This is a genomic window from Streptomyces sp. NBC_00299, from assembly GCF_036173045.1.
GTDB lineage: Bacteria > Actinomycetota > Actinomycetes > Streptomycetales > Streptomycetaceae > Streptomyces > Streptomyces machairae.
Map to the genome: position 1 here is coordinate 5,391,940 of NZ_CP108039.1, position 21,750 is coordinate 5,413,689.

The 21,750-nt window shown below is 72.2% G+C and carries 22 protein-coding genes; 12 read left to right on the top strand and 10 right to left on the bottom strand.

What is annotated here, in order from left to right; all coding sequences use genetic code 11:
* Positions 1–354: 354 nt before the first annotated feature.
* Positions 355–1,455, bottom strand: coding sequence for a subtype B tannase (locus OHT51_RS24010; protein ID WP_328880977.1), 1,101 nt, complete (start codon positions 1,453–1,455; stop codon positions 355–357).
* A gap of 84 nt (positions 1,456–1,539) precedes the next feature.
* On the opposite strand from OHT51_RS24010, the gene OHT51_RS24015 reads away from it, so the two are divergent.
* The 5 genes from OHT51_RS24015 to OHT51_RS24035 all read left to right on the top strand — a co-directional run bounded on the left by OHT51_RS24015 (position 1,540) and on the right by OHT51_RS24035 (position 5,872).
* Positions 1,540–1,986 carry a DoxX family membrane protein gene (locus OHT51_RS24015; RefSeq protein WP_328880978.1) on the top strand — a complete coding sequence of 149 codons (447 nt, stop codon included), beginning with the start codon at positions 1,540–1,542 and terminating at the stop codon, positions 1,984–1,986.
* 87 nt (positions 1,987–2,073) lie between these two features.
* A complete protein-coding gene (locus OHT51_RS24020; protein WP_328880979.1) occupies positions 2,074–2,472 on the top strand; it encodes a Zn-ribbon domain-containing OB-fold protein in 399 nt (132 codons plus the stop codon).
* A 23-nt stretch (positions 2,473–2,495) separates the two neighbouring features.
* On the top strand, positions 2,496–3,185 hold the full coding sequence (locus OHT51_RS24025; protein WP_328880980.1) for a GNAT family N-acetyltransferase: 690 nt from the start codon (positions 2,496–2,498) through the stop codon (positions 3,183–3,185).
* 121 nt (positions 3,186–3,306) lie between these two features.
* Positions 3,307–4,179: a GNAT family N-acetyltransferase gene (locus tag OHT51_RS24030; RefSeq protein WP_328880981.1), complete on the top strand. Its 873-nt coding sequence runs from the start codon at positions 3,307–3,309 to the stop codon at positions 4,177–4,179.
* Positions 4,180–4,318: 139 nt separating this feature from the next.
* The gene (locus OHT51_RS24035) at positions 4,319–5,872 is read left to right on the top strand and encodes a serine/threonine-protein kinase (protein ID WP_328884414.1); all 1,554 of its coding nucleotides are present in this window, start codon (positions 4,319–4,321) and stop codon (positions 5,870–5,872) included.
* Between the two features lie 9 nt (positions 5,873–5,881).
* On the opposite strand, the gene OHT51_RS24040 is transcribed toward OHT51_RS24035, so the two are convergent.
* The 3 genes from OHT51_RS24040 to OHT51_RS24050 are packed head-to-tail and all read right to left on the bottom strand — an operon-like array spanning position 5,882 to position 8,220.
* A complete protein-coding gene (locus OHT51_RS24040) occupies positions 5,882–6,550 on the bottom strand; it encodes a pyridoxine/pyridoxamine 5'-phosphate oxidase (RefSeq protein ID WP_328880982.1) in 669 nt (222 codons plus the stop codon).
* A 44-nt stretch (positions 6,551–6,594) separates the two neighbouring features.
* Positions 6,595–7,020 carry a pyridoxamine 5'-phosphate oxidase family protein gene (locus OHT51_RS24045; protein ID WP_328880983.1) on the bottom strand — a complete coding sequence of 142 codons (426 nt, stop codon included), beginning with the start codon at positions 7,018–7,020 and terminating at the stop codon, positions 6,595–6,597.
* Between the two features lie 27 nt (positions 7,021–7,047).
* The gene (locus OHT51_RS24050; protein WP_328880984.1) at positions 7,048–8,220 is read right to left on the bottom strand and encodes a thiolase C-terminal domain-containing protein; all 1,173 of its coding nucleotides are present in this window, start codon (positions 8,218–8,220) and stop codon (positions 7,048–7,050) included.
* 105 nt (positions 8,221–8,325) lie between these two features.
* On the opposite strand from OHT51_RS24050, the gene OHT51_RS24055 reads away from it, so the two are divergent.
* Together OHT51_RS24055 and OHT51_RS24060 are read left to right on the top strand one after the other, a co-directional pair.
* Positions 8,326–9,549: an acyl-CoA dehydrogenase family protein gene (locus OHT51_RS24055; protein ID WP_328880985.1), complete on the top strand. Its 1,224-nt coding sequence runs from the start codon at positions 8,326–8,328 to the stop codon at positions 9,547–9,549.
* Positions 9,546–10,037, top strand: a complete 492-nt coding sequence (locus tag OHT51_RS24060; protein ID WP_328880986.1) for a nitroreductase family deazaflavin-dependent oxidoreductase — start codon at positions 9,546–9,548, stop codon at positions 10,035–10,037. Before OHT51_RS24055 ends, OHT51_RS24060 begins: the two co-directional genes overlap by 4 nt.
* Positions 10,038–10,040: 3 nt before the next feature.
* Here OHT51_RS24060 and OHT51_RS24065 read toward each other — a convergent pair whose 3' ends face one another.
* Positions 10,041–10,667: a LysE family translocator gene (locus OHT51_RS24065; RefSeq protein ID WP_328880987.1), complete on the bottom strand. Its 627-nt coding sequence runs from the start codon at positions 10,665–10,667 to the stop codon at positions 10,041–10,043.
* Positions 10,668–10,749: 82 nt separating this feature from the next.
* Between OHT51_RS24065 and OHT51_RS24070 the strand changes: the two genes are divergently transcribed.
* On the top strand, positions 10,750–11,202 hold the full coding sequence (locus OHT51_RS24070) for an Lrp/AsnC family transcriptional regulator (RefSeq protein WP_328880988.1): 453 nt from the start codon (positions 10,750–10,752) through the stop codon (positions 11,200–11,202).
* Positions 11,203–11,271: 69 nt separating this feature from the next.
* On the opposite strand, the gene OHT51_RS24075 is transcribed toward OHT51_RS24070, so the two are convergent.
* The gene (locus OHT51_RS24075) at positions 11,272–11,919 is read right to left on the bottom strand and encodes a TetR family transcriptional regulator (RefSeq protein WP_328880989.1); all 648 of its coding nucleotides are present in this window, start codon (positions 11,917–11,919) and stop codon (positions 11,272–11,274) included.
* A gap of 122 nt (positions 11,920–12,041) precedes the next feature.
* On the opposite strand from OHT51_RS24075, the gene OHT51_RS24080 reads away from it, so the two are divergent.
* The 3 genes from OHT51_RS24080 (at position 12,042) to OHT51_RS24090 (ending at position 16,059) form a co-directional block, all read left to right on the top strand.
* On the top strand, positions 12,042–12,791 hold the full coding sequence (locus OHT51_RS24080; RefSeq protein ID WP_328880990.1) for a VOC family protein: 750 nt from the start codon (positions 12,042–12,044) through the stop codon (positions 12,789–12,791).
* A 233-nt stretch (positions 12,792–13,024) separates the two neighbouring features.
* Complete coding sequence (locus tag OHT51_RS24085) at positions 13,025–15,394, top strand: outer membrane protein assembly factor BamB family protein (protein WP_328880991.1); 2,370 nt, start codon at positions 13,025–13,027, stop codon at positions 15,392–15,394.
* Positions 15,395–15,540: 146 nt separating this feature from the next.
* Positions 15,541–16,059 (top strand): hypothetical protein, encoded by a 519-nt coding sequence (locus OHT51_RS24090; protein ID WP_328880992.1) that lies wholly within the window; start codon positions 15,541–15,543, stop codon positions 16,057–16,059.
* Positions 16,060–16,061: 2 nt separating this feature from the next.
* On the opposite strand, the gene OHT51_RS24095 is transcribed toward OHT51_RS24090, so the two are convergent.
* From OHT51_RS24095 to OHT51_RS24105, 3 genes are read right to left on the bottom strand one after another with little or no spacing between them, the layout of a single operon-like run.
* Entirely contained in the window at positions 16,062–16,838 is a 777-nt protein-coding gene (locus OHT51_RS24095; RefSeq protein WP_328880993.1) for an enoyl-CoA hydratase/isomerase family protein, read from the bottom strand.
* Entirely contained in the window at positions 16,835–17,251 is a 417-nt protein-coding gene (locus OHT51_RS24100) for a Zn-ribbon domain-containing OB-fold protein (protein WP_328880994.1), read from the bottom strand. Before OHT51_RS24100 ends, OHT51_RS24095 begins: the two co-directional genes overlap by 4 nt.
* Positions 17,252–17,258: 7 nt before the next feature.
* A complete protein-coding gene (locus OHT51_RS24105; protein WP_328880995.1) occupies positions 17,259–18,416 on the bottom strand; it encodes a lipid-transfer protein in 1,158 nt (385 codons plus the stop codon).
* Between the two features lie 95 nt (positions 18,417–18,511).
* Between OHT51_RS24105 and OHT51_RS24110 the strand changes: the two genes are divergently transcribed.
* Positions 18,512–20,110 carry a FadD3 family acyl-CoA ligase gene (locus OHT51_RS24110; RefSeq protein WP_328880996.1) on the top strand — a complete coding sequence of 533 codons (1,599 nt, stop codon included), beginning with the start codon at positions 18,512–18,514 and terminating at the stop codon, positions 20,108–20,110.
* Positions 20,111–20,262: 152 nt separating this feature from the next.
* Here OHT51_RS24110 and OHT51_RS24115 read toward each other — a convergent pair whose 3' ends face one another.
* Positions 20,263–21,630 carry an O-antigen ligase family protein gene (locus tag OHT51_RS24115; RefSeq protein ID WP_328880997.1) on the bottom strand — a complete coding sequence of 456 codons (1,368 nt, stop codon included), beginning with the start codon at positions 21,628–21,630 and terminating at the stop codon, positions 20,263–20,265.
* Positions 21,631–21,750: the final 120 nt, after the last annotated feature.

Genomic DNA, 21,750 nt, shown 5'->3' on the forward strand with positions numbered 1-21,750 from the left:
AGTCATGACGGGAGACCGGTACCGCGTTCTGAGGGGCTGCCTCAGCGGGTGGTTACCCGGCGGACCGCTTGGCCTTGTAGCCGCTGATCCTGGCGACCCACTCGATGAAGTCGCCCGGGTCCGAGTTGGCGCCGTGGCCCTCGTCCCAGTAGTAGAGGTGGCTTACGTCGTCGCCGAGGGTGTGGGCGGCGGCGGCGAGGTTGGCGGAGACGGTGTGGGAGGTGTCGGAGTCGTTGGTGCCGAGGCGGATCCACCAGTGCTTGCTGCGGTGCGGGTTGGGCTGCGCGACCAGGAAGGGCATCGGGTTCATCAGCCGCAGGGTGTCGGGGATGTCGCTCGGCACCCGCTTGCTGCTCAGGCCCGTGCTGTCGTTCTTGGCGCCGTAGGCCGTGAAGTGGCGGGCCTGGGTGGTGCCGAGGCCGAAGAGGTTGTTCTCGCCCGTCGACAGGTCGAACGCGAACTCGTCGCGTTGGAGCCCCAGTTCCACTCGTAGGCACCATCGGCGTGCTCCAGGTCGGTGATCGGGCACAAGGCGCCGGTCGCGAAGACGGCGTCGCTCGTGTCGGCCGCGCCGACCGCCTTGAGGTGCTTGGCGTAGAGCGGGCTGTCGCCGGACGCGCCGAGCAGGGAGGACAGGGCGCCGCCCGCGCTGGTGCCGGAGGAGACGATGCGGTCGACGTTGCCGGGTATGCGGTCCTTGTTGAACCGCACGTAGCGGACGGCGGCCTTGAGGTCGACGATCGCCGCGGGGGCGACGCCGTAGTACTCGCCGGCGGAGTTCTTGAGCGTACGACCGCGGGCGCCGGGCTCGACGACGACGTAACCGGCCGCGAGCGCCAGCTTGGGGAGGCTGACCATTCCGCCCTGGGCGTTCACCATGCCGTTGCCGCCGGAAGCCACCTCACCCGAGGCCGAAGTGGAGGCGCTCGGCGAGACGGAGGCTGATGACGCGGAGGTGCTCGGCGACGCGGAGGCGTTCGGCGCGCCCCCACCCGGCGCCCTGGTCGTCCCGCCGCCGCCCACGCCCGTCGCGTCCGCGACCGACGACGGCATGTAGCCGCCGACCGAGTTGGCGAACAGGATCGGGGCGTGCGTGGCGTCGACGGCCGTACCGTCGATCTTCACGGGGACGCTCACGTTCAGGCTCTGGTACTTCTCGTCGACCGGCTTCGCGACGTAGGTGATCGCCTTGTAGAAGCGGTACTCCACGTCGTGCTCGACCCCGTCGGCGTCCGTGATGGTCGTCGTCAGGGTCGAGTAGGCGTCCTTGTCGAAGGCCAGGGCGTCGGACGAGGGCGACCCCGAGGGCGACCCCGAGGGCGACCCAGAGGGCGACCCAGAGGACGCCCCGGAGGACGCCCCGGAGGATCCCGACCCGCTCGACCCGCTCGACGCCTGCGCGCTCAGGGCGATGCCTCCGACCGCCGCGACCCCTGCGGTCGCCCCGATCCCCATGACCACACTCCTGCGCTTGACTGAACTCATCCGGGATGCACAGGCGATTGTCAGGCTCCTCTTATCTGACGTACCGTCAGATCCATGGACGCGATCTGGCTCACAGGTGCGGAATGGCTGGCCGTGCTCCGCATAGGCCTCGGGGTGTGGTGGCTGGAGAGCTGGCGGCACAAGGACAAGAAGAGCTGGTTCGAGGGGGCGGGGATCTCCTGGGCGGCGGACGTGGCGGCCAAGCACCGCTGGAACGCCGTACGGTCCGGCTTCGAGGCCGTCGTGACACCCCGGCCGCGGACCATGGCGTACGTCGTCCTGTACGCGGAGTTCGCCCTCGGGCTCGGGCTCATCCTCGGGTTTCTGACCCCGATCGCCCTTGTCGGCGGGCTGTTGCTCAACGTCCTCTACTTCACGCTCATGATCCACGACTGGGGCGAGCAGGGGCAGAACTCGATGATGGCGCTGATCTCGGTGGTCGCGTTGTTCGGGATGTCGTGGCAGTCGTGGTCGGTGGACAGCGCGCTGGGGTTGTTCTGACGGGTGTTGCTCTGACCGGTGTTGCTCTGGCCGGTGTTGTTCTGACGGGTGTTGTTCTGGCGGTGTTGTTCTGATGGGGGAGCGCTGATGAGCGGGCAGCGATACGACATCCCGGAGGCCGACGCCTTCACCCGCACCTACTGGGACGCGGCGGCGCAGGGGCAGTTGATCATCCGCACGTGCCGCGCCTGCGCCCGCGCCCACCACTACCCCCGCGAGTTCTGCCCCCACTGCTGGAGCGAGGACGTGGCGTGGGAGCCCGCGAGCGGCCGGGCCACCCTCTACACCTGGTCCGTCGTGCACCGCAACGACCTGCCGCCCTTCGGGGAGCGGACGCCGTACGTCGCCGCCGTGGTCGATCTCGCCGAGGGGCCGCGGATGATGACCGAGGTCGTGGAGTGCGCGGACGCCGGGCGGCTGCGGGCCGGGATGGAACTGTCGGTCGTCTTCCGGGACGGGGTACCGGTGTTCCGGGCTGCCGGTTGACCCACGCGGGTTTCAATGGCCGTATGCCTCACCCCGACATACGCCCCGCCGGTCACCCGTACCCCCACCCGCACCCCCACCTGTACGCCCATCCCGACCTGCACGGCCACGGCCTGCGCCTGCGCCCCTGGGACCCGGACTCCGAGGACGACGCCGCGACCTGGTTCCGGGGCCGCAGCGACCCGGAGTTCCGGCGCTGGAACACCCCGTTGCGGATCACGACGGACCTCGACAGCGCCCGGGAGTCCCTGCGTGACACGGCACGGAACATGCGGGAGGGCGCCTCCGCGGCGTACTGCGTCACCGACGCGGCGACCGGCACCGCAGTCGGACACGTCGCCGTCAACGTCATCGACTGGATCATGCGCTCCGGCCGCGTCGGCTACTGGGTGCTCCCCGAGGCCCGCGGCCGCCGTGTCGCCACCCACGCGCTCACCCTCGTCGCCCAATGGGCCCTCGCCGAGCCCGGCCTGGCCCTGCACCGTCTCGAACTCGGCCATGCCGTCGGCCATGACTCCTCCTGCCGCATCGCCGAGCGGTGCGGTTTCCGGTACGAAGGGACCCAGCGCGGCGCGATGTGGGAGGCGGGGCGGCAGGACGCGTACCGGGACGTCCATCTGCACGCGCGGCTGGCGACGGACCCAGACCCGGACCCGGACCCGGACCTCGACTCGGACACGGGCCGGGACGCGGACTCGAACGTCAACCTGTAGACCCGCAGGCCCGTGAACCCCGAGCCCCTCAACCCCCGCCTGGGAGTGGGGTCTTGTGTCGGGTTGGTATCCACAGAGGAAAAGGGTGCACAGTCGGTGCCGGGGCGCGGGATCATGAGGTATGCGCCCGGACGACTGGTACTGCACCCAGGATCTCACCGGCTTCCTCTCCCACGCCGGTGGCTTCCTGCGCTCACGCCCCGATCTGCACACCGTCGTCCTGACGGTGACCGAGACGCTGCGCACCAGCGGGTTGCGTGCGTACGGCGACGAGGCGCCGGTCTTCGGGGTGCTGGAGGTGGGCGGGCAGGTACGGGCCGCCTACTTCCGAACCCCGCCCTACCGGCTGAACGTCACCCCGCTCACCCCCGACGAGGCCGACTCCCTCGCCGCCCACCTGGTCGCCCTCGGCCACTCGGTCCCCGGCGTCATCGCGGCGCGCGAGACCGCCGAGGCGTTCGCCGCCGCCTGGCGCCGGCACGCGGGCGGCCGGGCCACGGCCGGGCAGAGCCAACGCTTGTACCGGCTCGGCAACTTGACCCTGCCGCAGCCCTTCCCGGCCGGCCGGGCGCGGGTCGCGGGCAAGGAGGACCGGGAGCAACTGACGTGCTGGTACGGCGAGTTCATCGAGGCCGTCGGCGACCACGCCGCCCGTGACGCCGCCGCGTGGGCCGACTCGCGGATCTCCTACGGAGGCATCACCATCTGGGAGGACGCCGACGGCACCCCCCTCGCCATGGCCGGCGTGACCCCGGTGGTCGCCGGCCAGGTCCGGGTCGCCCCTGTCTACACCCCGGCCCATCTGCGCGGACGCGGCTACGCGGGCGCGGTCACGGCCCAGGTCAGCCGGGCCGTGCTCGCCTCCGGGGTGCGTGAGGTACTGCTCTTCACGGACCTCGCCAACCAGACGAGCAACAGCCTTTACCAGCGCATCGGGTACCGGGCCGTGGCCGACTTCGCGGCGTACGACTTCCGGGGGGCCCGGGGCATCTAGGGGCCCGGGGCATCTGAGTGTCCGTCCCTGGCGCCCCTGGCCGTGGAATCCGCGCGCGCTAAGGTGCAACTGCGATCTGTTCGAAAAGTGCTCGGGTGTACGGGGAAAAGTAGGTCTCAGGGTGTCCGATTCGGGGAGGGTGTCCGAGCTGGGGCGGCTCATCGCCAACCGCTACCGGTTGGTGGAGCGCGTCGGACGCGGTGGCATGGGCACCGTGTGGCGGGCCGAGGACGAACTGCTCAACCGGCATGTCGCCCTCAAGAAGCTGCACGTCCCGCCGCACCTGCACGACGACGAGATCCAGCGCCTTTACGAGCGCACCCGCCGTGAGGCCCGCAGCGCCGCGCGGATCACCCACCCCCATGTGATCGTCGTGCACGACGTCGTCGACGACGAGGGCCTGCCGTGCATCGTCATGGAGTACATCCCCTCGCGCACGCTGGGCGACGTCCTGAAGAAGCAGGGCACGCTGCCGCCGGGCGAGGCCGCCCGGATCGGCCGCAGCATGGCCGCCGCGCTGCGCGCCGCGCACGATGTCGGCGTGCTGCACCGGGACGTCAAGCCCGCCAACGTGCTGCTCGGGAACGACGGGCGTATCGTCCTCACCGACTTCGGGATCGCGGTGGAGTCCGGATCGCCCTCCCTGACCAGGACCGGGGAACTCGTCGGTTCGATCCAGTACCTCGCGCCGGAGCGGCTGCGCAGCAAGATCGCCGAGCCCGGCCCCGCCTCCGACCTGTGGTCGCTCGGAGCGACGCTGTACGAGGCGGTCGAGGGACGGCCCCCGTTCGGCCGGGACACGGCGATCGAGACGGCGTACGCCATCGCAACCGACACCTACGAGCCCCCGCGCAACGCCGAGGACCTGGCCCCGGTGATCGAGGGGCTGCTGGTGAAGGAGCCCGACCGGCGCATGGCCGCCAAGGAGGCCGAGCACCTCCTGGGCCGGGTGGCCGGCGAGGCGACCGCCCCGCTCGATCCGCCGACGAGACCGGAGCGGATGCACGCCACCCGCACGGCTGCCCCCACCGTCACCCCCACCACCCCCGACGCCGCGCCGGGGCGGAAGCGAGGCCGCCGCACGGCCCTGTGGATCGCCTCGGCACTGGTGATCGCCGCCACCGTGACGGGCTCTGTGCTGCTGCGGCCGGGGGGCGGCCTCGCGTCGTCGGACGACGACGCCCCGCGGTCCCCTTCCCAGCCCGCGTCCGGCACCTCTCCGGAGCCGAGCGCCTCCCCGTCGCCGGTTCCCGCCGGGTACCACCTCGTGAAGGCCGGCCAGAACTTCTCCGTTCCCGTGCCGGACGGCTGGAAGGCCCAGAAGGTGCCCAAAACCGGTGAGGTCGCCTACATCGACCCGACTGGGCTGGTCGGCCTGAGGGTCGAGGAGGTCGAGTTCGCGGGGGCCGACCCGCTCCAGCACTGGCGTGACACCGAAGAGGCCCAGACGCGGCGCGACAACGCGGGCTACGAGCGGGTCAGGATGAGCCGCACGACCTTCCGTGGCCGGACCGCCGGGTACTGGGAGTTCACCTTCCAGGGCAGGGTGCGCGGTTTCCGGGGGGTCGAGCTGGCCATCAACGGTGCCGACAACACCCAGTACGCCATCTACCTCTCCGCACCGGACGCGCAGTGGGACGAGTACCGCCCGGTGTTCGACACCGCCGTCAACGGGATCCGGCTCCCCGACTGACGCCGACCGCTAGGGCCAGAGCAGCTCCCTCACCCAACCATCCTCCCCGCGCCGGTAGTCGAGCCGCACATGCCGGCGCCCCGCGTCCCCCTGGAAGAACTCCACCTCGTCGGGGCGCAGGTGGTACAGCGTCCACGTCGGCACGGGAGCGTCGGGCTCGCGTCCCGCCCGTTCCCAGGCCGACTGGGAGGCTTGCGCCAACTCCTCCAGTGAGCCCAGGACCTGGCTCTGGCGGCCGGTGAGCGCGGCGGCCAGCGCGCCGGTCGAGCGGGCGTGCAGGTCGGCTTGGCCGTCCTGGGCGGGGGCGGCTGTCACGGGGCCCCTTACCCGCACCTGGCGGCCCTGGGCCGGCCAGTAGAAGCCGAGGGCCGCGTACGGGCGGGCCGTCAGCTGGCGGCCCTTGCGGCTGTCGACGTGGGTCGCGAAGGACCAGCCGGAGGCGTCGGCGCCGTGCAGCATCACCGTCCGTACGTCCGGCAGGCCGTCCTCGCCGGCCGTGGCGAGGGACATGGTGTGCGGTTCCGTCTGCCCCGCCGCCACCGCCTCGGCGAACCAGGCCGTGAACAGGGCGAGCGGGTCGGCGGGTGCGGTGGCCGGGTCGAAGGCAGGCAGCTCGGTGACCGCCGGGTCCCACACCCGCAGCGACCTCAGCAGCTCATGAAGAAGGTCATCTCCCATGCGTCGATTGTCACGTGCCGCGGCGGTCTCACGGTCTCACGGGCTCACAGCTGACCGAGGTCGGACGAAACCCAGCGTTCGGGCCGCATGTGGATGACGATCTGCTCGCCGTGGTTCTTCCAGGCGAAGTCGACATAGCCGTCGACCTTCTCGGCGGGGAGATAGCGGGCCGCGACCTCCTGGAGCTCTTCCAGGGTGGCGGGGGTCGTGTCGACGACCGGGCCCTCGACCGACGCGTACCGGATGGTGGGTTCGACGCGGTCGACCATCAGGGTGAACCGGCCGGACGCCTGGATGAGCTGGTGCTTGCGGGAGTCCAGTCCGGTCAGGACCCATACGTTGCCGCCGGGCGCGTACTGGTACCAGACCGGCACGGTCAGCGGTGCGCGCCCCGCGCCCGCGTCGACGGACAGTGCGGCGACATGGGGCTCGGCAAGGAACTGTTCGCGTTCTTCTCGGGTCAGGGCCATGCCTGCAGTCCTCTCGATTCGATCGGCTCAATCCCTCCCCAGTACCAACGTCCCCGACGAGCAGAACCATCCCCCGGTCGCCGAAGCGACACCCAGACGGGGCAACGCCCCGCCCCGCCCCCGCACCTGACGCTCCCCGCCCTCGCCCCGTAGCTGCCGCACCGCCTCCACCAGCAGGAACAGTCCCCGCATCCCGGGATGCTGGGCCGAAAGCCCGCCCCCGTCCGTGTTGACCGGCAGCTCTCCGCCCCGTACCAGCAGCCGCCCCTTCTCCACGAACGCCCCGCCCTCGCCCTTTCCGCAGAAGCCGAGGTCCTCCAGCGTCACCAGGGTCATGTAGGTGAAGGCGTCGTAGATCTCGGCGAAGTCGATCTCCTCCGGGCGTACCCCGGCCCGCTCGAAGGCGAGGCGTCCGCTGACCGCCGCCGGGCCCACCGTGAAGTCGGGCCACTGCGACATCGCCGCATGCGAGACGTGCTCCCCGGTGCCGAGCACCCACACCGGAGCCGTACGGCAGTCACGTACGAACTCCTCGGCCGCCAGCAGCACCGCCGCCCCGCCGTCGGAGCGGATGCAGCAGTGCAGCTTGGTGAAGGGGTCCGCGATCATTGGCCCGTCCAGGACGTCGTCGACGGTGATCGGGTCGCGGAACATCGCGTCCGGGTTCAGGGCCGCGTTGGCCCTCGCCTGGACCGCCACTTCCGCCAACTGCTCGATGGTCGTGCCGTGTTCGATCATGTGGCGGCGGGCGGCCATGGCGTACTTGGCGATGAGCGTGTGGCCGTAGGGGACCTCGAACTGCAGGGGGCCCCGGGAGCCGAAGGACAGGTTCCCCGTCCGCCGCCCCGCCTTGATGTCGGCGCGGGCCGTCGAGCCGTAGACGAGGAGGACGGCGTTCGCGTGCCCCCTCGCTATCGCGTCCGCCGCGTGGGCGGCCATCACCTCCCAGGTGGAGCCGCCGACGGAGGTGGAGTCGACCCAGGTGGGGCGCAGTCCCAGGTACTCGGCCACCTCGACGGGGGCGAGGGTGCCGAGCCCGGCGGACGCGAAGCCGTCCACCACCTCCCGGCCCAGTCCCGCGTCGGCCAGGGCGCGGCGGGCCGCCTGGGCGTGCAGGGCGTACGTGGTCGCGTCGTCCACGCGGCCGCAGTCGGCCAGGGCCACTCCGACCACGGCTACTTTCCGGCTCCCGGCAGTCATGTGAGGCCTCCAGTCCCGTTGCTTCCCACCTCTGTGCATCTCGCTGCCACCCTCCTAATATGACGGTCCGTCAGATCTGGAGGGAAGAGCCGGAGGCAAGAGCCCATGGACGCCAGCTTCACCCCCGAGCAGGACGAGATCCGCCGCACCCTCCGCGAGCTGCTCCACAGCCGCTGCGGGCCCCGCGAACTGCGCGCCGCCGTAGACACCCCCGCCGGACACGACCCGGCCCTGTGGACGGCCCTCGCCGAACAGCTCGGCCTGCCCGGGCTGGCTCTTCCCGAGGAGTACGGCGGTGTCGGCTGCACGGCGACCGAACTCGCCCTCGCCTGCGAGGAGACGGGCCGGGCGCTGGCCCCCTCCCCGCTGCTCGCCACCGCCGTCCTCGCCGCACCCCTGATCGCCGCCCTCGGCACCGAGGCCCAGCGCGCCGCGCTGCTACCGCGCCTCGCCTCCGGCGCGCTCACCGCCACCCTTGCCGTTCCGGGCACCGCGCTGGCCGCCGCGCTCGCCCTGACCGGCGGCAACGGGGGTGACTGGGCCGGCGGCGGACGTGCCGGCGGTGTGCAGGCGCGGCAGGTCGAGGGCGGGTGGCGGCTGTACGGGCAGGTCGACCAGGTGCTGGACGGGCACAGCGCGGGGCTGCTGCTGGTCGCCGCGCACGCCGGGGGGTTCGCCCGGTCGCGGACGCTGCTGTTCCTGGTGCCGGCGGACGCGGCGGGGGTCGTACGGGTACGGCAGACCGCTCTGGACGCCACCCGGCCGCAGGGGCGGGTACAACTGCGGGACGTGGCGGCCGAGTTGCTGGGGGAGGGGGACGGCACCGCCGTGCTGGGCGCCCTGGCCGGTGCGGGGGACGCGGTCGCCGCCGTCCTCGCCTGTGAGGCCGTGGGCGCCGCCGACCGGGCACTGGAGCGCACCGTGGAGTACGTCGGACAGCGGGAGCAGTTCGGGCGGGCCATCGGGTCCTTCCAGGCGGTGAAGCACCGGCTGGCGGATGTGTATGTGGCGGTGCAGGCGGCACGCTCGGCGGCCTATTACGCGGCGTGGGCGGCAACGCCCCCAGGGGGCGCGGGCCGTGTCGACAGCGCGGCACCCGCGGAGCGCCTCGCCCTCGCGCAGGCCCTGGAGGCGCTGCGAATCGCGTCCGCCGAGGGGATCCAGCTGCACGGCGGCATCGGTTTCACCTGGGAGCACGAGGCGCACCTGTACTTCAAGCGGGCCGCCGGCGACGAGCTGCTCTTCGGGCCGGTGCACCGGCTGCGGGCGCATGCCGCCGACCGGGCCCGGCTCTTCGTGACGTCCGAGGCCCGGGAGGTGGCGGTGTGATCGGCGTGCGGCTCGTGCAGAAGGTGTCGTCGACCCGGGGCTTCGCCAAGGTCGCCCCCCATCTGATCCCCGCGCTCGACCGTGCCGTCCACCGGCTCACCCGCGGGAAAGTGCTGCTCAGCGCCCAGATGCTGCCCGGCGTGATCCTGACCTCGACGGGCGCCCGCAGTGGGCAGCCGCGTCGCACGCCGCTCGCGTGCATGCCCGAGGACGGCGGCCGTACCTGGATCCTCATCGGCTCCAACTTCGGCCGCCCCGGCCACCCGGCCTGGACCGCCAACCTGCTGGCCCACCCGGACGCCGAGGTCAGCTGGAAGGGCACCGACATCCCCGTGACGGCCCGGCTGCTGGAGGGCGAGGAACGGGCGGCCACCTGGCAGACGGTGCTTCGGTTCTGGCCGCCGTACGCCACGTATCAGGCCCGGGTGGAGCGGGAGATCCGGCTCTTCAGGATCGTCCGCAGGGACGGGGAACCCGGGCGGCCTTGACGGCTACAGCGTCGCCAGGCGCTGTACGAGCAGGAAGGCGCCGATTCCGAGCATGGCCGCGCCGGACGTGCGGGTGACCGCCCGAGCGGCGGCCGGGCGGGCGCCGAGGACGGAGCGGGCGGCGAGGCCCACGGTCAGGTAGACGGCGGCGCAGCACGCCATGTGGAGCAGGCCGAGGACGGCGGTCTGGGCGGGGACCGGCAGGTGGTCGCCCTTGGTCACCAGGAACTGGGGCATGACCGAGAGGTAGAGCAGCAGGCCCTTGGGGTTGAGGCCGCTGATCGTGGCACCGCGCAGGAAGACGCGTGCCGGGCTGCTCGGGGTCACGGCCGCCTCGGAAGTACCCGGCGTGCCCGGGCGGCGCAGCACGCTCCAGCCCAGCCAGACCAGGTACGCGGCGCCGGCCGCGGTCAGTGCGGTCAGCAGCCCCGGCTCGCTCGCCACCAGCACCGCGAGGCCGGCCACCGCGAGGACGGTGTGCAGCGCGTACCCGGTGACCAGGCCCGTCACCGCCATCACCGGTGAGCGCTCACGCAGCCCGGCGGAGATCGCATACGCCCAGTCGGCGCCCGGTACGCAGACGAGCAGCAGGTCGATGGCGAGGAAGGAAAGGAGCAGTCCGGAGTCCATAGTGGGGACATTAGGCGGGAATGGCCCGAAAGTGTTGTCGAAGTTTGCTCATGATCGCGAGTTGTGAGCAAATATCTTCTCTATGGACGACGTGGACCGGAAGATTCTTGCCGAGCTGCAGCAGGATGGGCGGCTGACCGTGACCGAGCTGGCCGGGCGGGTGCGGCTGAGCGTCTCGCCGTGCCACCGGCGGCTGCGGGAACTGGAGCGCTCGGGGGCGATCAGCGGCTACCGGGCGGTGGTGGAGCCGGCGGCGGTGGGGCTGACCTTCGAGGCGCTGGTCTTCGTGTCCATGCGGCAGGAGGACCGGGACACGGTCGCCGAATTCGAGCGGGCGATCGCGGACATCCCCCATGTCCTGGACGCGCAACGGCTGTTCGGCGAGCCGGACTACCTGCTGCGGGTGGCCACCGCCGACCTCGCCGCCTTCCAGCGGCTGTACGACGAGCGGCTCGCGACCCTGCCGGGGGTGCAGCGGCTCACGTCGACGCTGGTGATGAAGCACGTCGTGCGGGACCGTCCGCTGCCCGCATAGCACGGCAGGCGGCGGCCCACGTCGGGTGAACCACCGCCTGCCAGACAGGACTTGCTCAAAATCGGGGAGCTACTTCGTCGGCTTCTTGCCGGTCACACCCAGATGCACCAACAGGGCGAGGTTCGGCTTGAGTTCGGCCTGCTTGACGCCCCAGGTCTGGAAACCCTTCTGGTGCGAGGCCACCGCGGCGAGCATCGCGACGATCGAACCCGCCACCGCGGCCGGGTTGACGTCCTTGTCGACCTTGCCCTTGGCCTGCAGCTGAGTGACCGACTCGGCCAGGGAGTTGTTGACCGAGTTCAGGATCTTCATACGGATCTTGTAGAAGCGTTTGTCCCCCTCGGACGCACCGAGGTCGACGACCCGCAGGATCGCGTCGTTGCGCCGCCAGAACTCCAGGAACCCGTCGACGAGTTCCTGCGCGGTCTGCCAGCCGGCCTTGCCGACCCAGCTGCGGCCCTCCACGAGCTCGGTCAACCCGGCGCCCTCGGTGGCCATTTGGTCGGCGACCTCCAGGACGGCGCCCTCGACGTCCGGGAAGTACTGGTAGAAGGTGGCGGGCGAAGTGCCCGCCTTCCGGGCGACATCTATGACTTTGACGTCCCGGTACGGGGAGGAGCTGAGCATCTCGCTGAGGCAGTCGAGCAGCTTCTGCCGGGTCGCCTGCCCTCGCCGGCCGGCCACGCGGCCGTCGACGGTACGCACTTGTCCTGTCATGTCGTCAGCTTACCGAGGCGTGATCGGGGCGCGATTCGGCCGACTGCAAATGGGGTGCACGGGGATCGCGAGCCTGGTGTGCCTGGTCTGCGAGGTGCGTAGGACGCCGTTACTTTTGCCGCATGGCCGAAAACAGGGCATCCGCGAACGGACCGGGATACACGGAGGGCGTTCCGTGCTGGGTCGAGGCACAGCTCGCCGACGTGCGGGCGGGCAAGCGCTTCTACGGTGAGCTCTTCGGGTGGGACTTCGAGGAGGCCTACGACTCCACCGAATGGGCCCGGCTGGACGGCGATCGGGTGGCCGCCCTCTCCCGCAAGACGGACGGGCGGATGCCCACGGTGTGGACGGTGTACTTCGCCACCCCGGACGCCCGGGCGCTGACCGGGCGGATCCGCAGCGCCGGGGGACAGGTGGTCACCGCGCCCGTGGAGGTCGGGGCGGATGCCGGTACGGCCGCGCTGGTCACCGACCCCGAGGGCGCCGTCTTCGGACTGTGGCAGGAGGGTGAGCACCCGGGCTTCGGGCGCCGGCACGAGATCGGCACCTTCGGCTGGGTGGAGCTGTACGCGCGGGACATCGAGGTCGCCAACGACTTCTACGGCGAGCTCTTCGCCGACGCCCTGTTCGGGCCGGACGCGAAACCGGACTTCGGGCGGGCGGCCGTCGCGGAGCGCTTCTCGGCGATGATGCCGCCCCACTTCCTCGTCCACTTCCGGGTCGCGGACTGCGAGGAGATCCTCGACACGGTGAACCGGCTCGGCGGACGGATCCAGGTGCCGCCCTTCGAAACGTCGTACGGGCGGGCCGCCGTGGTGACCGACGATCAGGGGGCGTCCTTCGCCGTTCTGGAGCGGGTCCCCAAGGGCTGACGGCACTCCTGCCTCCGGTGGCTCAGGCGTCCCACTATGCGAACCGCGCTTCCGCGGGGCGACGGGCTGTGGTTTTGTCCCAAGACACCCCGTTCCGCCCGCGGGTTCGCCACCACGCCTTCGGACAGGAAGAATCGGGGTGCGTGCCGCCAAGGCGGTGCGGTGGTGAGACGCTGCACGGGGTCGCGTACATAAGCGGGTGACGGGGCCCGTACGGGGAGGTGGCAGGCAGAGTGGTGGATCAGCTGACGCAGCACGATCCGCGCAGGATCGGGCCGTTCGAGGTGCTCGGACGGCTGGGTGCCGGCGGCATGGGGCTGGTCTATCTTGCGCGCTCGGCGTCCGGGCGGCGCGTGGCGATCAAGACGGTCCGTACGGAACTCGCCGAGGACCAGCTGTTCCGCGTCCGCTTCACGCGTGAGGTGGAGGCGGCCCGGGCGGTCTCCGGCTTCTACACGGCCGCGGTCGTCGACGCCGACCCGCGGGCCGCCGTGCCGTGGCTGGCCACCGCGTACGTGCCCGCGCCCTCCCTCGAGGAGATAGTGAACGAGTGCGGGCCGCTCCCGGCCCAGGCGGTGCGCTGGCTGGCGGCGGGCGTCGCGGAGGCCCTGCAGTCCATCCACGGTGCCGGTCTCGTTCACCGCGACCTCAAGCCGTCCAACGTGCTCGTGGTCGAGGACGGCCCCAGAGTCATCGACTTCGGTATCGCGTCCGGCGTGTCGAACACACGTTTGACCATGACCAACGTCGCCGTCGGTACCCCCGCCTACATGTCGCCCGAGCAGGCGAAGGACTCCCGCAGCGTGACCGGCGCGAGCGACGTCTTCTCGCTCGGCTCGATGCTCGTGTTCGCCGCCACCGGACACCCGCCCTTCCACGGCGCCAACCCCGTCGAGACCGTCTTCATGCTGCTGCGCGAGGGCCCCGACCTCGAAGGCCTCCCGGACGAGCTGCGCCCGCTGATCGAGTCCTGTATGCAGATGGAGGCCACGGCCCGCCCCAACCCGGCCGACCTCCAGGCCCAGCTGGCACCCCACCTCTTCGGCTCCGGCACCGACGACAGCGGTACGGCGTCCGCGTGGCTGCCCGAGCGGGCGGTGAGCCTGATCGAGACGCGCCGAGGCGGCCGCCCGGCGCCCAAGCCCGCGCCGTCCTCCGGCCGCAGCGGCGGCCGCATCGCCCCCGCGCCGGTTCCGCCCCCGCCCCCGCACGACCCGGTGGTTCCGGGCCCGCAGCCGGCGCCCGTTCCGGTCGGCGCCCCCGACACCGGCCCGGTGCGGCTGGCCGGCGGCGCGGTCCCGATCGGCCCCGGCCCCCGCGTCGCCGACGCCCGCGCCGCCGCCATGCAGGCGCCCCCGCCGGAAGCCGGCCTCGTCGCCTCCTGGTCCAAACCCCGCCCCGGCGTCAACGGCACGGACCCTGCCGTCGGCCCCGCCGTACCGGCACCGCAGCCGGTGGCCCCGGAACCGGCGGCCGGCTGGCGGCCCTGGCGTTTCCGCATGTCGAACGACGTGTGGGGCACCCCTTCCGTCGCCGACGACCTGGTCTACGTCACCTCCTTCGAGGTGCACGCCCTCGACGTGGCCACCGGCCGCCGCCGCTTCAAGACGCGGGACGTCGCCTGGTCGATGGCGGTCGCGGACGGCCGTATCCACGCCTCCGACGGCCCCACCCTGTTCGCCCTGGACTGCCGCGAGGGCGCGGATCTGTGGCGTCTGCAGACGGACGCCTGGGTGTACTCCCTCAAGGCCGAGCGCGGCACGGTCATCACCGGCACGCGCGGCGGCGGCGTCCAGGCCTGGGAGGCCTCCAACGGCCAGAAACTCTGGGAGATCACCGGGGCGCAGAGCGACTTCGAGTCCCCGGAGGCCGGACCGGCGCTGTACGACGGCACGGTCTACGTCTGGCAGGACGCCCGGCTCAAGGCCCTGGACGCCCGGACGGGCGACGAGCGCTGGTCGTACCCCATCGGCGACGCCGCCTCCTGCGGCGGGGTGCCGGTGCGGGTGGCGCAGGCGCACGACGGCTATGTGTACGTGTCCGCCGGGACCCGGGTGCTCGCGCTCGACGTGGTGAGCGGCCTGGTCCGCTGGCACTTCGAGGCCCCGGCGGTCTTCCTGTGCCCGCCGGCCTTCGTGCCGGGCCCGGCGGTGACCGGCGGCGGTGTGTACCTCGCCGACTACCTCGGCACGGTCTACGCCCTGGACGCCACCGACGGCCGCGACCGCTGGCGCATCGCCACCGAGGCCCGCGCGTCGATCGATCCGGTGCTGGTGGCCGGGGGCCACGTCCACGTCGGCAGCGGCAAGGGCCTCTACACCCTGGACGCCGTCACCGGGACGCCGAAGTGGCGCTTCCAGGCGGGCGGCGACATCGTGGGCGCGCCTTCGGTGGCGGAGGGCCGGATCCACTTCGGCTCCACCGACCATCTGCTGTACACCCTGAAGGCCGACGACGGCCGGCTGCGCTGGAAGCTCGCCACCGGCGGCGAGATCACCGGCTCGCCCGTGGTGCAGGACGGCGTCGTGTACGCGTGCAGCAAGGACCGCTGTGTGTACGCCCTGGACGCCGAGAAGGGCACGGGCACGGCCCGCACCGCGTAGGCGGAGCGGATCCGGACGGCGGGCGTCCGTAAAGGGCGGCCATCTTCACCGCTCTTGCACGGGACGTCACGCCGGGTAAGCGGTTCCTGTCGCGGGGCCGCTGCTAACGTGACGTGCTCACGATCACGACAACGGGGGTTGACCACGTGAAGCTTCGCCATGTCCGCGCTGTGGCCGTCTGCGTGGGGGTCGTCGTGGCCCTGACGGGCGCACGGCACTCCAGCGGCGGCGGTTGCGACAGCAACTCGAACTCCAGCAGCTCGTCGAGCAGTTCGGGTGGCACGAGCGGCGGCAGCACGCACTATGACGACGATGACGACGACTACTCGTCCACGGGCGGCGGCTCGGGCTCCGACGCGACGGCGACCGCCGAGGCCACCCAGGACGTGAAGATCCAGAGCTGTGTGTTCGACGAGAGCCGGGGCATCGTCGCCCGGGCCGAGGCCACCAACTCCAGCAGCATCACGACCTACACCTACGAGTTCGGCGTCACCTTCAAGGACCCGTCCGGCGGCACCGTGCGCACCAGCGCGTCCACCATCCCGTACGTCTCGCCGGGCTCCACGGACACGCTGGACGTGGCCGCCTCGTACGTCCCGGACGCCGGTGCCGCCACCAGCGGCGTCACGTGCGAACTCGGTGATGTGACACGCACGTCGGAGTAGCCTCACCGGACCCGGTGGGCGCGGCGCCGCGCCCGGAACAGCTCCGCCTGCCGTTCGCCCGGCAGGTTGCCGAGGGCGATCAGGTGCGGTGCCTGCGCGAAAGCGTGCGCGAGGGCGGCTTCCTTGGCCGCCCACAGCGCGCGTACGGTCCCCTGCACACCCTCCGCCGGATACCCGGCGATGACGGCGGCGCAGTCGACCGCGGCGGCCGGCGCCCCGCCGGGCTCGGTGACTTCCGAGACCAGCCCGATCTCATGGGCCCGCCGCGCCGACATCCGCTCCGCGCTCCCCATGAGCGCCGTCCGGGCCGCCTCTCCGTACGGCATGCGCAGCGCCATCAGCATCGACTCGTAGGCGCTGACCATGCCGTAGGCGGTGTGCGGGTCGAAGAAGGTGGCGCTCGGGTCGGCGACGAGGAAGTCCGCCTCGCCCAGGAGGTAGAACGCGCCCCCGCAGGCCATGCCCCCCACGGCGGCGACGACGGGCTTCCACAGGTCGTTCGCCTTCGGGCCGACCCGCAGCAGCGGATCGTCGGTCATGTACGGCGAGCCGGGCTGCGGGACGGCGGCCTCCCGGTCCAGCCCCGTGCAGAAGGCCCGCTCCCCCGCCCCGGTGAGCACGACGGCCCGTACGGCGTCGTCGAACCGCAACTCCCGCCACACCGCCACCAGTTCGTCGCGCATGGCGAGGTCGATGGCGTTGAGGCGGTCCGGCCGGTCGAGGGTGACGACGGCGACGCCGGTGTCCTTGTCGGTCTCGGTCCTGACGGCCGGGCTCATGGCCGCTCCAGGACCCACTGCGCAAGACCGGCCCCGCTGAAGACGGCCTGGACCTTGGCGCCGATGCGGATCCGGTCCGGGGGGAGCGAGTCGAGAGGGGCGCCGGGTTCCGTGACGAGGTTGCCGACCAGGCGGATGCGGGGCGCGTCGGCGAGTTCGACGACCACGACGTTGTACGGCGCCTGCTCCGCGTAGTCCGGCAGCAGGGGCGGATGCGGGACGACGTACGACCAGATCCGCCCGTGCCCGCCGACCTGCCGCCATTCGCACGTGAAGGACTGGCAGTGCGGGCAGCAGGGGCGGGGCGGGAAGCGGAGTTCGCCGCAGTCGGCGCAGGCCTGGACGCGCAGCTCGCCCTGGGCGGCGTACTGCCAGAACGGGGCGCCGTCGGGGTCGGTGACGGGGGAGAGCATCCTTCGATCAACTCCTCAGGAGCAGCGCGGAGGTGGGGACGCCTTCGCCGGCGGTGACGAGACAGGTGGCGGCGTCGGGGACCTGCGCGGTACTGGTGCCGCGCAGCTGCTTGACGCCTTCGTTGATGAGGTTGAAGCCGTGGACGTAGGCCTCGCTGAGTCCGCCGCCCCCGGTGTTGAGGGGCAGCAGCCCGCCGATCTCCAGGGCGCCCCCTTCCGTGAACGCCCCGCCCTCGCCCCGCCCGCAGAAGCCGTACCCCTCAAGCGACAGCGGTATGAGAGCCGTGAACGCGTCGTAGATCTGGGCGACGTCCACATCCTGTGGAGTGAGGTCGGAGTGCTTCCACAGGTGCCGGGCGGCGGTCCACGCGGGTCCCGTGAGCGGGTCGTCGTTCCAGTAGTTGACCATGCCGTGGTGCTGGGCGGGCAGGCCTTGGGCGGCCGAGTGGACGTAGACGGGCTTGTGCCGGCAGTCCCGGGCGCGCTCGCGGCTGACGATCACGCACGCCAGGGCCCCGTCCGTCTCCAGGCAGTTGTCGAAGAGGCAGAGCGGCTCGCTGATCCACCGGGAGGTCATGTACATCTCGCGGGTCAGGGGCCGTTCGTACATCACCGCGGCGGGGTTCTGGTTGGCCCGGTTCCGGCAGGCGAGGGCGACGTTGAAGAGGTGGTCCCGGGTCGCCCCGTACTCGTGCATGTAGCGGCGGGCGAGCATGGCGATCTCGTCGACGGGGCGCAGGAGGCCGTACGGCCGGGTCCACTGGGCGGGTGTGGGCAGTTGGGCGGTGGTGTTGCGCCAGGGCCGGGGCCCGCTGCCCCGCTTCCTGGACCGCCAGGCGACCCCGACCGTCGCCTGCCCGGCGGCGATGGCGGCGGCGAGATGCGCGACGGTGGCGCACGAACCGCCGCCCCCGTACCCCACCTTGCTGAAGAAGGTGAGGTCACCGAAGCCGACGGCCTTCGCCAGCTCGACCTCGTCGGTCTCCTCCATGGTGTAGCTGGCGAGCGCGTCGACCTCGCCGGGTGCTATTCCGGCGTCGTCCAGGGCGGCCACGACGGCACGGCACGCGAGGGTTCTCTCGTCCTCGGCGAGCCGTTTGGCGAAGGGCGTCTGTCCGATGCCGACGATCGCGGTGGCGTCCTTGAGCCCGTTGACTCCGGTCATGCTGCGCGCACCTCCGCATGCTGAAGCGGCTGCTGACAGGGCGTCAGGCTACAGCTAATCTGACGGGCAGTCAGCTACTGGGTCTGGAGGCTGTGGTGCGCGGTGACTTGGAGTGGGCCAGCATCCCGGAACTCGTCCGGTCCGCGGCCGGGCGGTACGCGGACGTCGAGGCCGTGGTCGAGGGCCGTACACGGATCTCGTACGCCGAACTGGGCGCCCGCGTCGAGCGTTCGGCGGCGGCCTGTCTGGCGAACGGCGTCGCGCCGGGCGACCGGGTCGCCATCTGGGCCCCGAACACCCTCGACTGGATCGTGTCGGCGCTGGGCGCGGTGTCGGCCGGGGCGGTGCTGGTGCCGCTGAACACCCGCTTCAAGGGCACCGAGGCGGCCGATGTGCTGCGCAGGAGCGGGGCGCGGCTGCTGTTCGTGACGGGCACGTTCCTGGGGACGTCGTACGTGGCGTCGCTGCGCAGGGCGGTCGCTCAGGGGCCGGGGCTGCCGGAGTTGGAGCAGGTGGTCGTGCTGTCGGACGACGCCCCGGCGGACTTCCGTACCTGGAAGGACTTCCTGGCGAGCGGGGACGGGGTGAGCGCGGCGGACGTACGCGCGCGTGCCGAGGCCGTGGACGGCTCCTGCCCCTCGGACATCGTCTTCACCTCCGGCACGACGGGCCGCCCGAAGGGCGCGGTGATCACCCACGCGCAGACCCTGCGCGCCTACGAGGTGTGGTGCGACCTGGCGGGACTGCGGCAGGGCGACCGCTACCTCATCGTGAACCCCTTCTTCCACACCTTCGGCTACAAGGCCGGGGTGATCGCCTGTCTGATGCGGGGCGCGACGATGATCCCGCAGCCGGTCTTCAACGTCGGCACGGCCCTGGCGAACATCGCGGCGGAACGCGTGTCGGTCCTGCCGGGCCCGCCCACCCTGCACCAGTCCCTCCTCGACCATCCGGCCCGCGACGCCCACGACCTCTCCGCGCTGCGGCTGGTGGTGACGGGCGCGGCGGTCGTGCCCCTGCAACTGGTGGAGCGCCTGCGCGGGGAACTCGGCGTCGAGACGGTCCTCACGGCTTACGGCCTCTCGGAGGCCACCGGCATCGTGACCATGTGCCGGCGCGGCGACGACCCGTCGGTCATCGCGTCGACGTCGGGCCGCGCGATCCCGGGCACTCAGGTGCGGGTGGCCGGCCCGACAGGAGAACCGGCGCCCGCCGGCACCCCCGGCGAGGTCCTGGTCCGCGGCTTCAACGTCATGCGCGGCTACTACGAGGACGAGGCGGCCACCGCGGAAGTGCTGACGGAGGACGGCTGGCTGCACACCGGGGATGTGGGCGTGCTGGACGAGGCGGGCAACCTGCACATCACCGACCGCATCAAGGACATGTACATCGTCGGCGGCTTCAACGCCTACCCGGCGGAGATAGAGCAGCTCCTGGGCCTGCATCCCGACGTGGCGGACGTGGCGGTGATCGGCGTACCCGACGCGCGGCTGGGTGAGGTCGGGAAGGCCTACGTGGTGCGGCGGCCCGGGGCGGTGCTCACCGGGGACGACCTGATCGCCTGGGCGCGACGGGAGATGGCCAACTACAAGGTGCCGCGGGTGGTGGAGTTCCTGGGGGAGCTGCCGCGGAACGCGAGCGGCAAGGTGGTGAAGGGGGAGCTGCGGGGCAAGGCGGGGCGCCGCTCGGGGTAGGACCGCGGGCGGCCCTCGGGCGGAGCCGGAGCCCGCACGCGGCTCGTGGCGGCAGGGGCCGTCCGTGGGCTCAGGCGGGGACGGCCGGCCGGAAGGGGATCGGAGCCGGAGTGTCGCCCGGCAAGAGGCTCTGGCCGCCCGAGTCCCGACCCTCAGGTCGGCGCACCGACGCGCTGGGGCCCGTGCCGGGGCCGCTTCGCCTGCGCCGGGACCACGGTCGTGGGCGCACCGGAGCCGCGGCGCCGCCCGGTCGGCGCCTCGGCCATGACGACGGCGAGCACGCACCAGAAGAGCACGTCGATCCGGTCCAGGTTGGCCGGGTGGTCCATCATGCTCGCCAGGAAGAACCCGGTCAGCGAGGCCAGCCCGACCGTCCCGATGACCGACTTGGCGCGGGCGGCGCGGGCCGCGCAGGACAGGGCGACGACGGCCACGGCGGTCATGGCGAGAAGCCCGAGGGGCCCCGTCTCCACCAGCTGGTTGAGCCAGAGGTTGTGTGCGTGGACGAAGACCCGGTCGCCGGGCGCGGTGGCGGATATGACGGCGCCGGAGCGGCCGAGTCCGACGCCGAGGGGATTGTCGGCGGCGATCTGCAGGGCGGCTTCCCAGGCCCGTCCCCGCACACCCAGTGAGTTCCCGGCCCGGGACACGGCCCAGATGGCGCCGGCCGCCACGAGCAGGGCCACGGCACCCAGGGCGGCGAACAGCCGGCGCCGTGCCCGGTCGGCGAGCCGGGGCGCCGGCCAGTAGGCGCCGCCGAGCACGAGAAGCCCGGCGGCAGCGGCGACGTACCCGGCCCGCGAGAAGGTGGTCAGCAGGGCTCCGTATCCGATGACGACCAGCACCACGACCGCCGTACGGGCCGTGCGCTCGTCCACGCACACGGCGGCGAGCAGCGCGAAGGGGAGGAGCAGCACCAGGAAGGCGGCCAGCAGGTTCGGGTTGGAGAAGGTTCCGGTGGCCCGGATGAGGATGCCGTCGCCGCCCGTGTCACAGGCGATGTCGGTCAGCAGCCCGGTCCGGCAGAAGCCGGTCGGCGTCTCGTTGGTCACCTGCGAGAAGGCGGCGGTGGCGGCCGCCGCGACGCCGGCCGGCGCGAGGATCCCGATCGCCCGCCACGACTCGGTCTGCGTACGGCGCACTCCGACGACCAGGTAGTAGCAGCATACGACGGTCAGCAGACCGCGCAGCGGCGCCGTGGCGTGCCCGCCGTGGTACGTCGCCGCCCCCGCGGCCACCACCAACAGGCCGATGGGCACGTCCAGTCGGGTCCGGAAGTCCCGCAACCGCGCCCGTGCCCGCCCCCGTACGGGAACGACGAGGGCGATCAGCCCGGCCAGCAGGGCGAGCCGCGTCGGTGTGACGATCCCGACGACCGACTCGACGGGGTCGTCGGGGAAGAAGTCGGTGCCGGAGTCGAGCAGCACGACGGCCACCGCGCCCAGCGGCACGAACTGAACGAACCTGACAATCGCCGACGGCCGCCCGGGACCGGCCGGCACGCTCTGGTCGGATGCCATGGCACCCGAGCGTGGCGGGCGGGTACGACGGCCGGGTGTCGGGAGGGCGAACGGCCCGGAGATCCTTGACGGCTGCCGGATCCCCCTCGGGCTCGGGAGGGGGGCGATTGGCAGGAGAGT

Coding starts and splice junctions, on each gene's coding strand:
- OHT51_RS24055 (WP_328880985.1), top strand. CDS start 8,326: ATGGACGCCAGCTTCACCCCCGAGCAGGACGAGATCCGCCGCACCCTC.
- OHT51_RS24105 (WP_328880995.1), bottom strand. CDS start 18,416: ATGACCGGAGTCAACGGGCTCAAGGACGCCACCGCGATCGTCGGCATC.
- OHT51_RS24020 (WP_328880979.1), top strand. CDS start 2,074: ATGAGCGGGCAGCGATACGACATCCCGGAGGCCGACGCCTTCACCCGC.
- OHT51_RS24030 (WP_328880981.1), top strand. CDS start 3,307: ATGCGCCCGGACGACTGGTACTGCACCCAGGATCTCACCGGCTTCCTC.
- OHT51_RS24050 (WP_328880984.1), bottom strand. CDS start 8,220: ATGACTGCCGGGAGCCGGAAAGTAGCCGTGGTCGGAGTGGCCCTGGCC.
- OHT51_RS24010 (WP_328880977.1), bottom strand. CDS start 1,455: ATGGGGATCGGGGCGACCGCAGGGGTCGCGGCGGTCGGAGGCATCGCC.
- OHT51_RS24040 (WP_328880982.1), bottom strand. CDS start 6,550: ATGGGAGATGACCTTCTTCATGAGCTGCTGAGGTCGCTGCGGGTGTGG.
- OHT51_RS24095 (WP_328880993.1), bottom strand. CDS start 16,838: ATGAGCCCGGCCGTCAGGACCGAGACCGACAAGGACACCGGCGTCGCC.
- OHT51_RS24025 (WP_328880980.1), top strand. CDS start 2,496: ATGCCTCACCCCGACATACGCCCCGCCGGTCACCCGTACCCCCACCCG.
- OHT51_RS24080 (WP_328880990.1), top strand. CDS start 12,042: ATGGCCGAAAACAGGGCATCCGCGAACGGACCGGGATACACGGAGGGC.
- OHT51_RS24100 (WP_328880994.1), bottom strand. CDS start 17,251: ATGCTCTCCCCCGTCACCGACCCCGACGGCGCCCCGTTCTGGCAGTAC.
- OHT51_RS24045 (WP_328880983.1), bottom strand. CDS start 7,020: ATGGCCCTGACCCGAGAAGAACGCGAACAGTTCCTTGCCGAGCCCCAT.
- OHT51_RS24115 (WP_328880997.1), bottom strand. CDS start 21,630: ATGGCATCCGACCAGAGCGTGCCGGCCGGTCCCGGGCGGCCGTCGGCG.
- OHT51_RS24070 (WP_328880988.1), top strand. CDS start 10,750: ATGGACGACGTGGACCGGAAGATTCTTGCCGAGCTGCAGCAGGATGGG.
- OHT51_RS24065 (WP_328880987.1), bottom strand. CDS start 10,667: ATGGACTCCGGACTGCTCCTTTCCTTCCTCGCCATCGACCTGCTGCTC.
- OHT51_RS24075 (WP_328880989.1), bottom strand. CDS start 11,919: ATGACAGGACAAGTGCGTACCGTCGACGGCCGCGTGGCCGGCCGGCGA.
- OHT51_RS24015 (WP_328880978.1), top strand. CDS start 1,540: ATGGACGCGATCTGGCTCACAGGTGCGGAATGGCTGGCCGTGCTCCGC.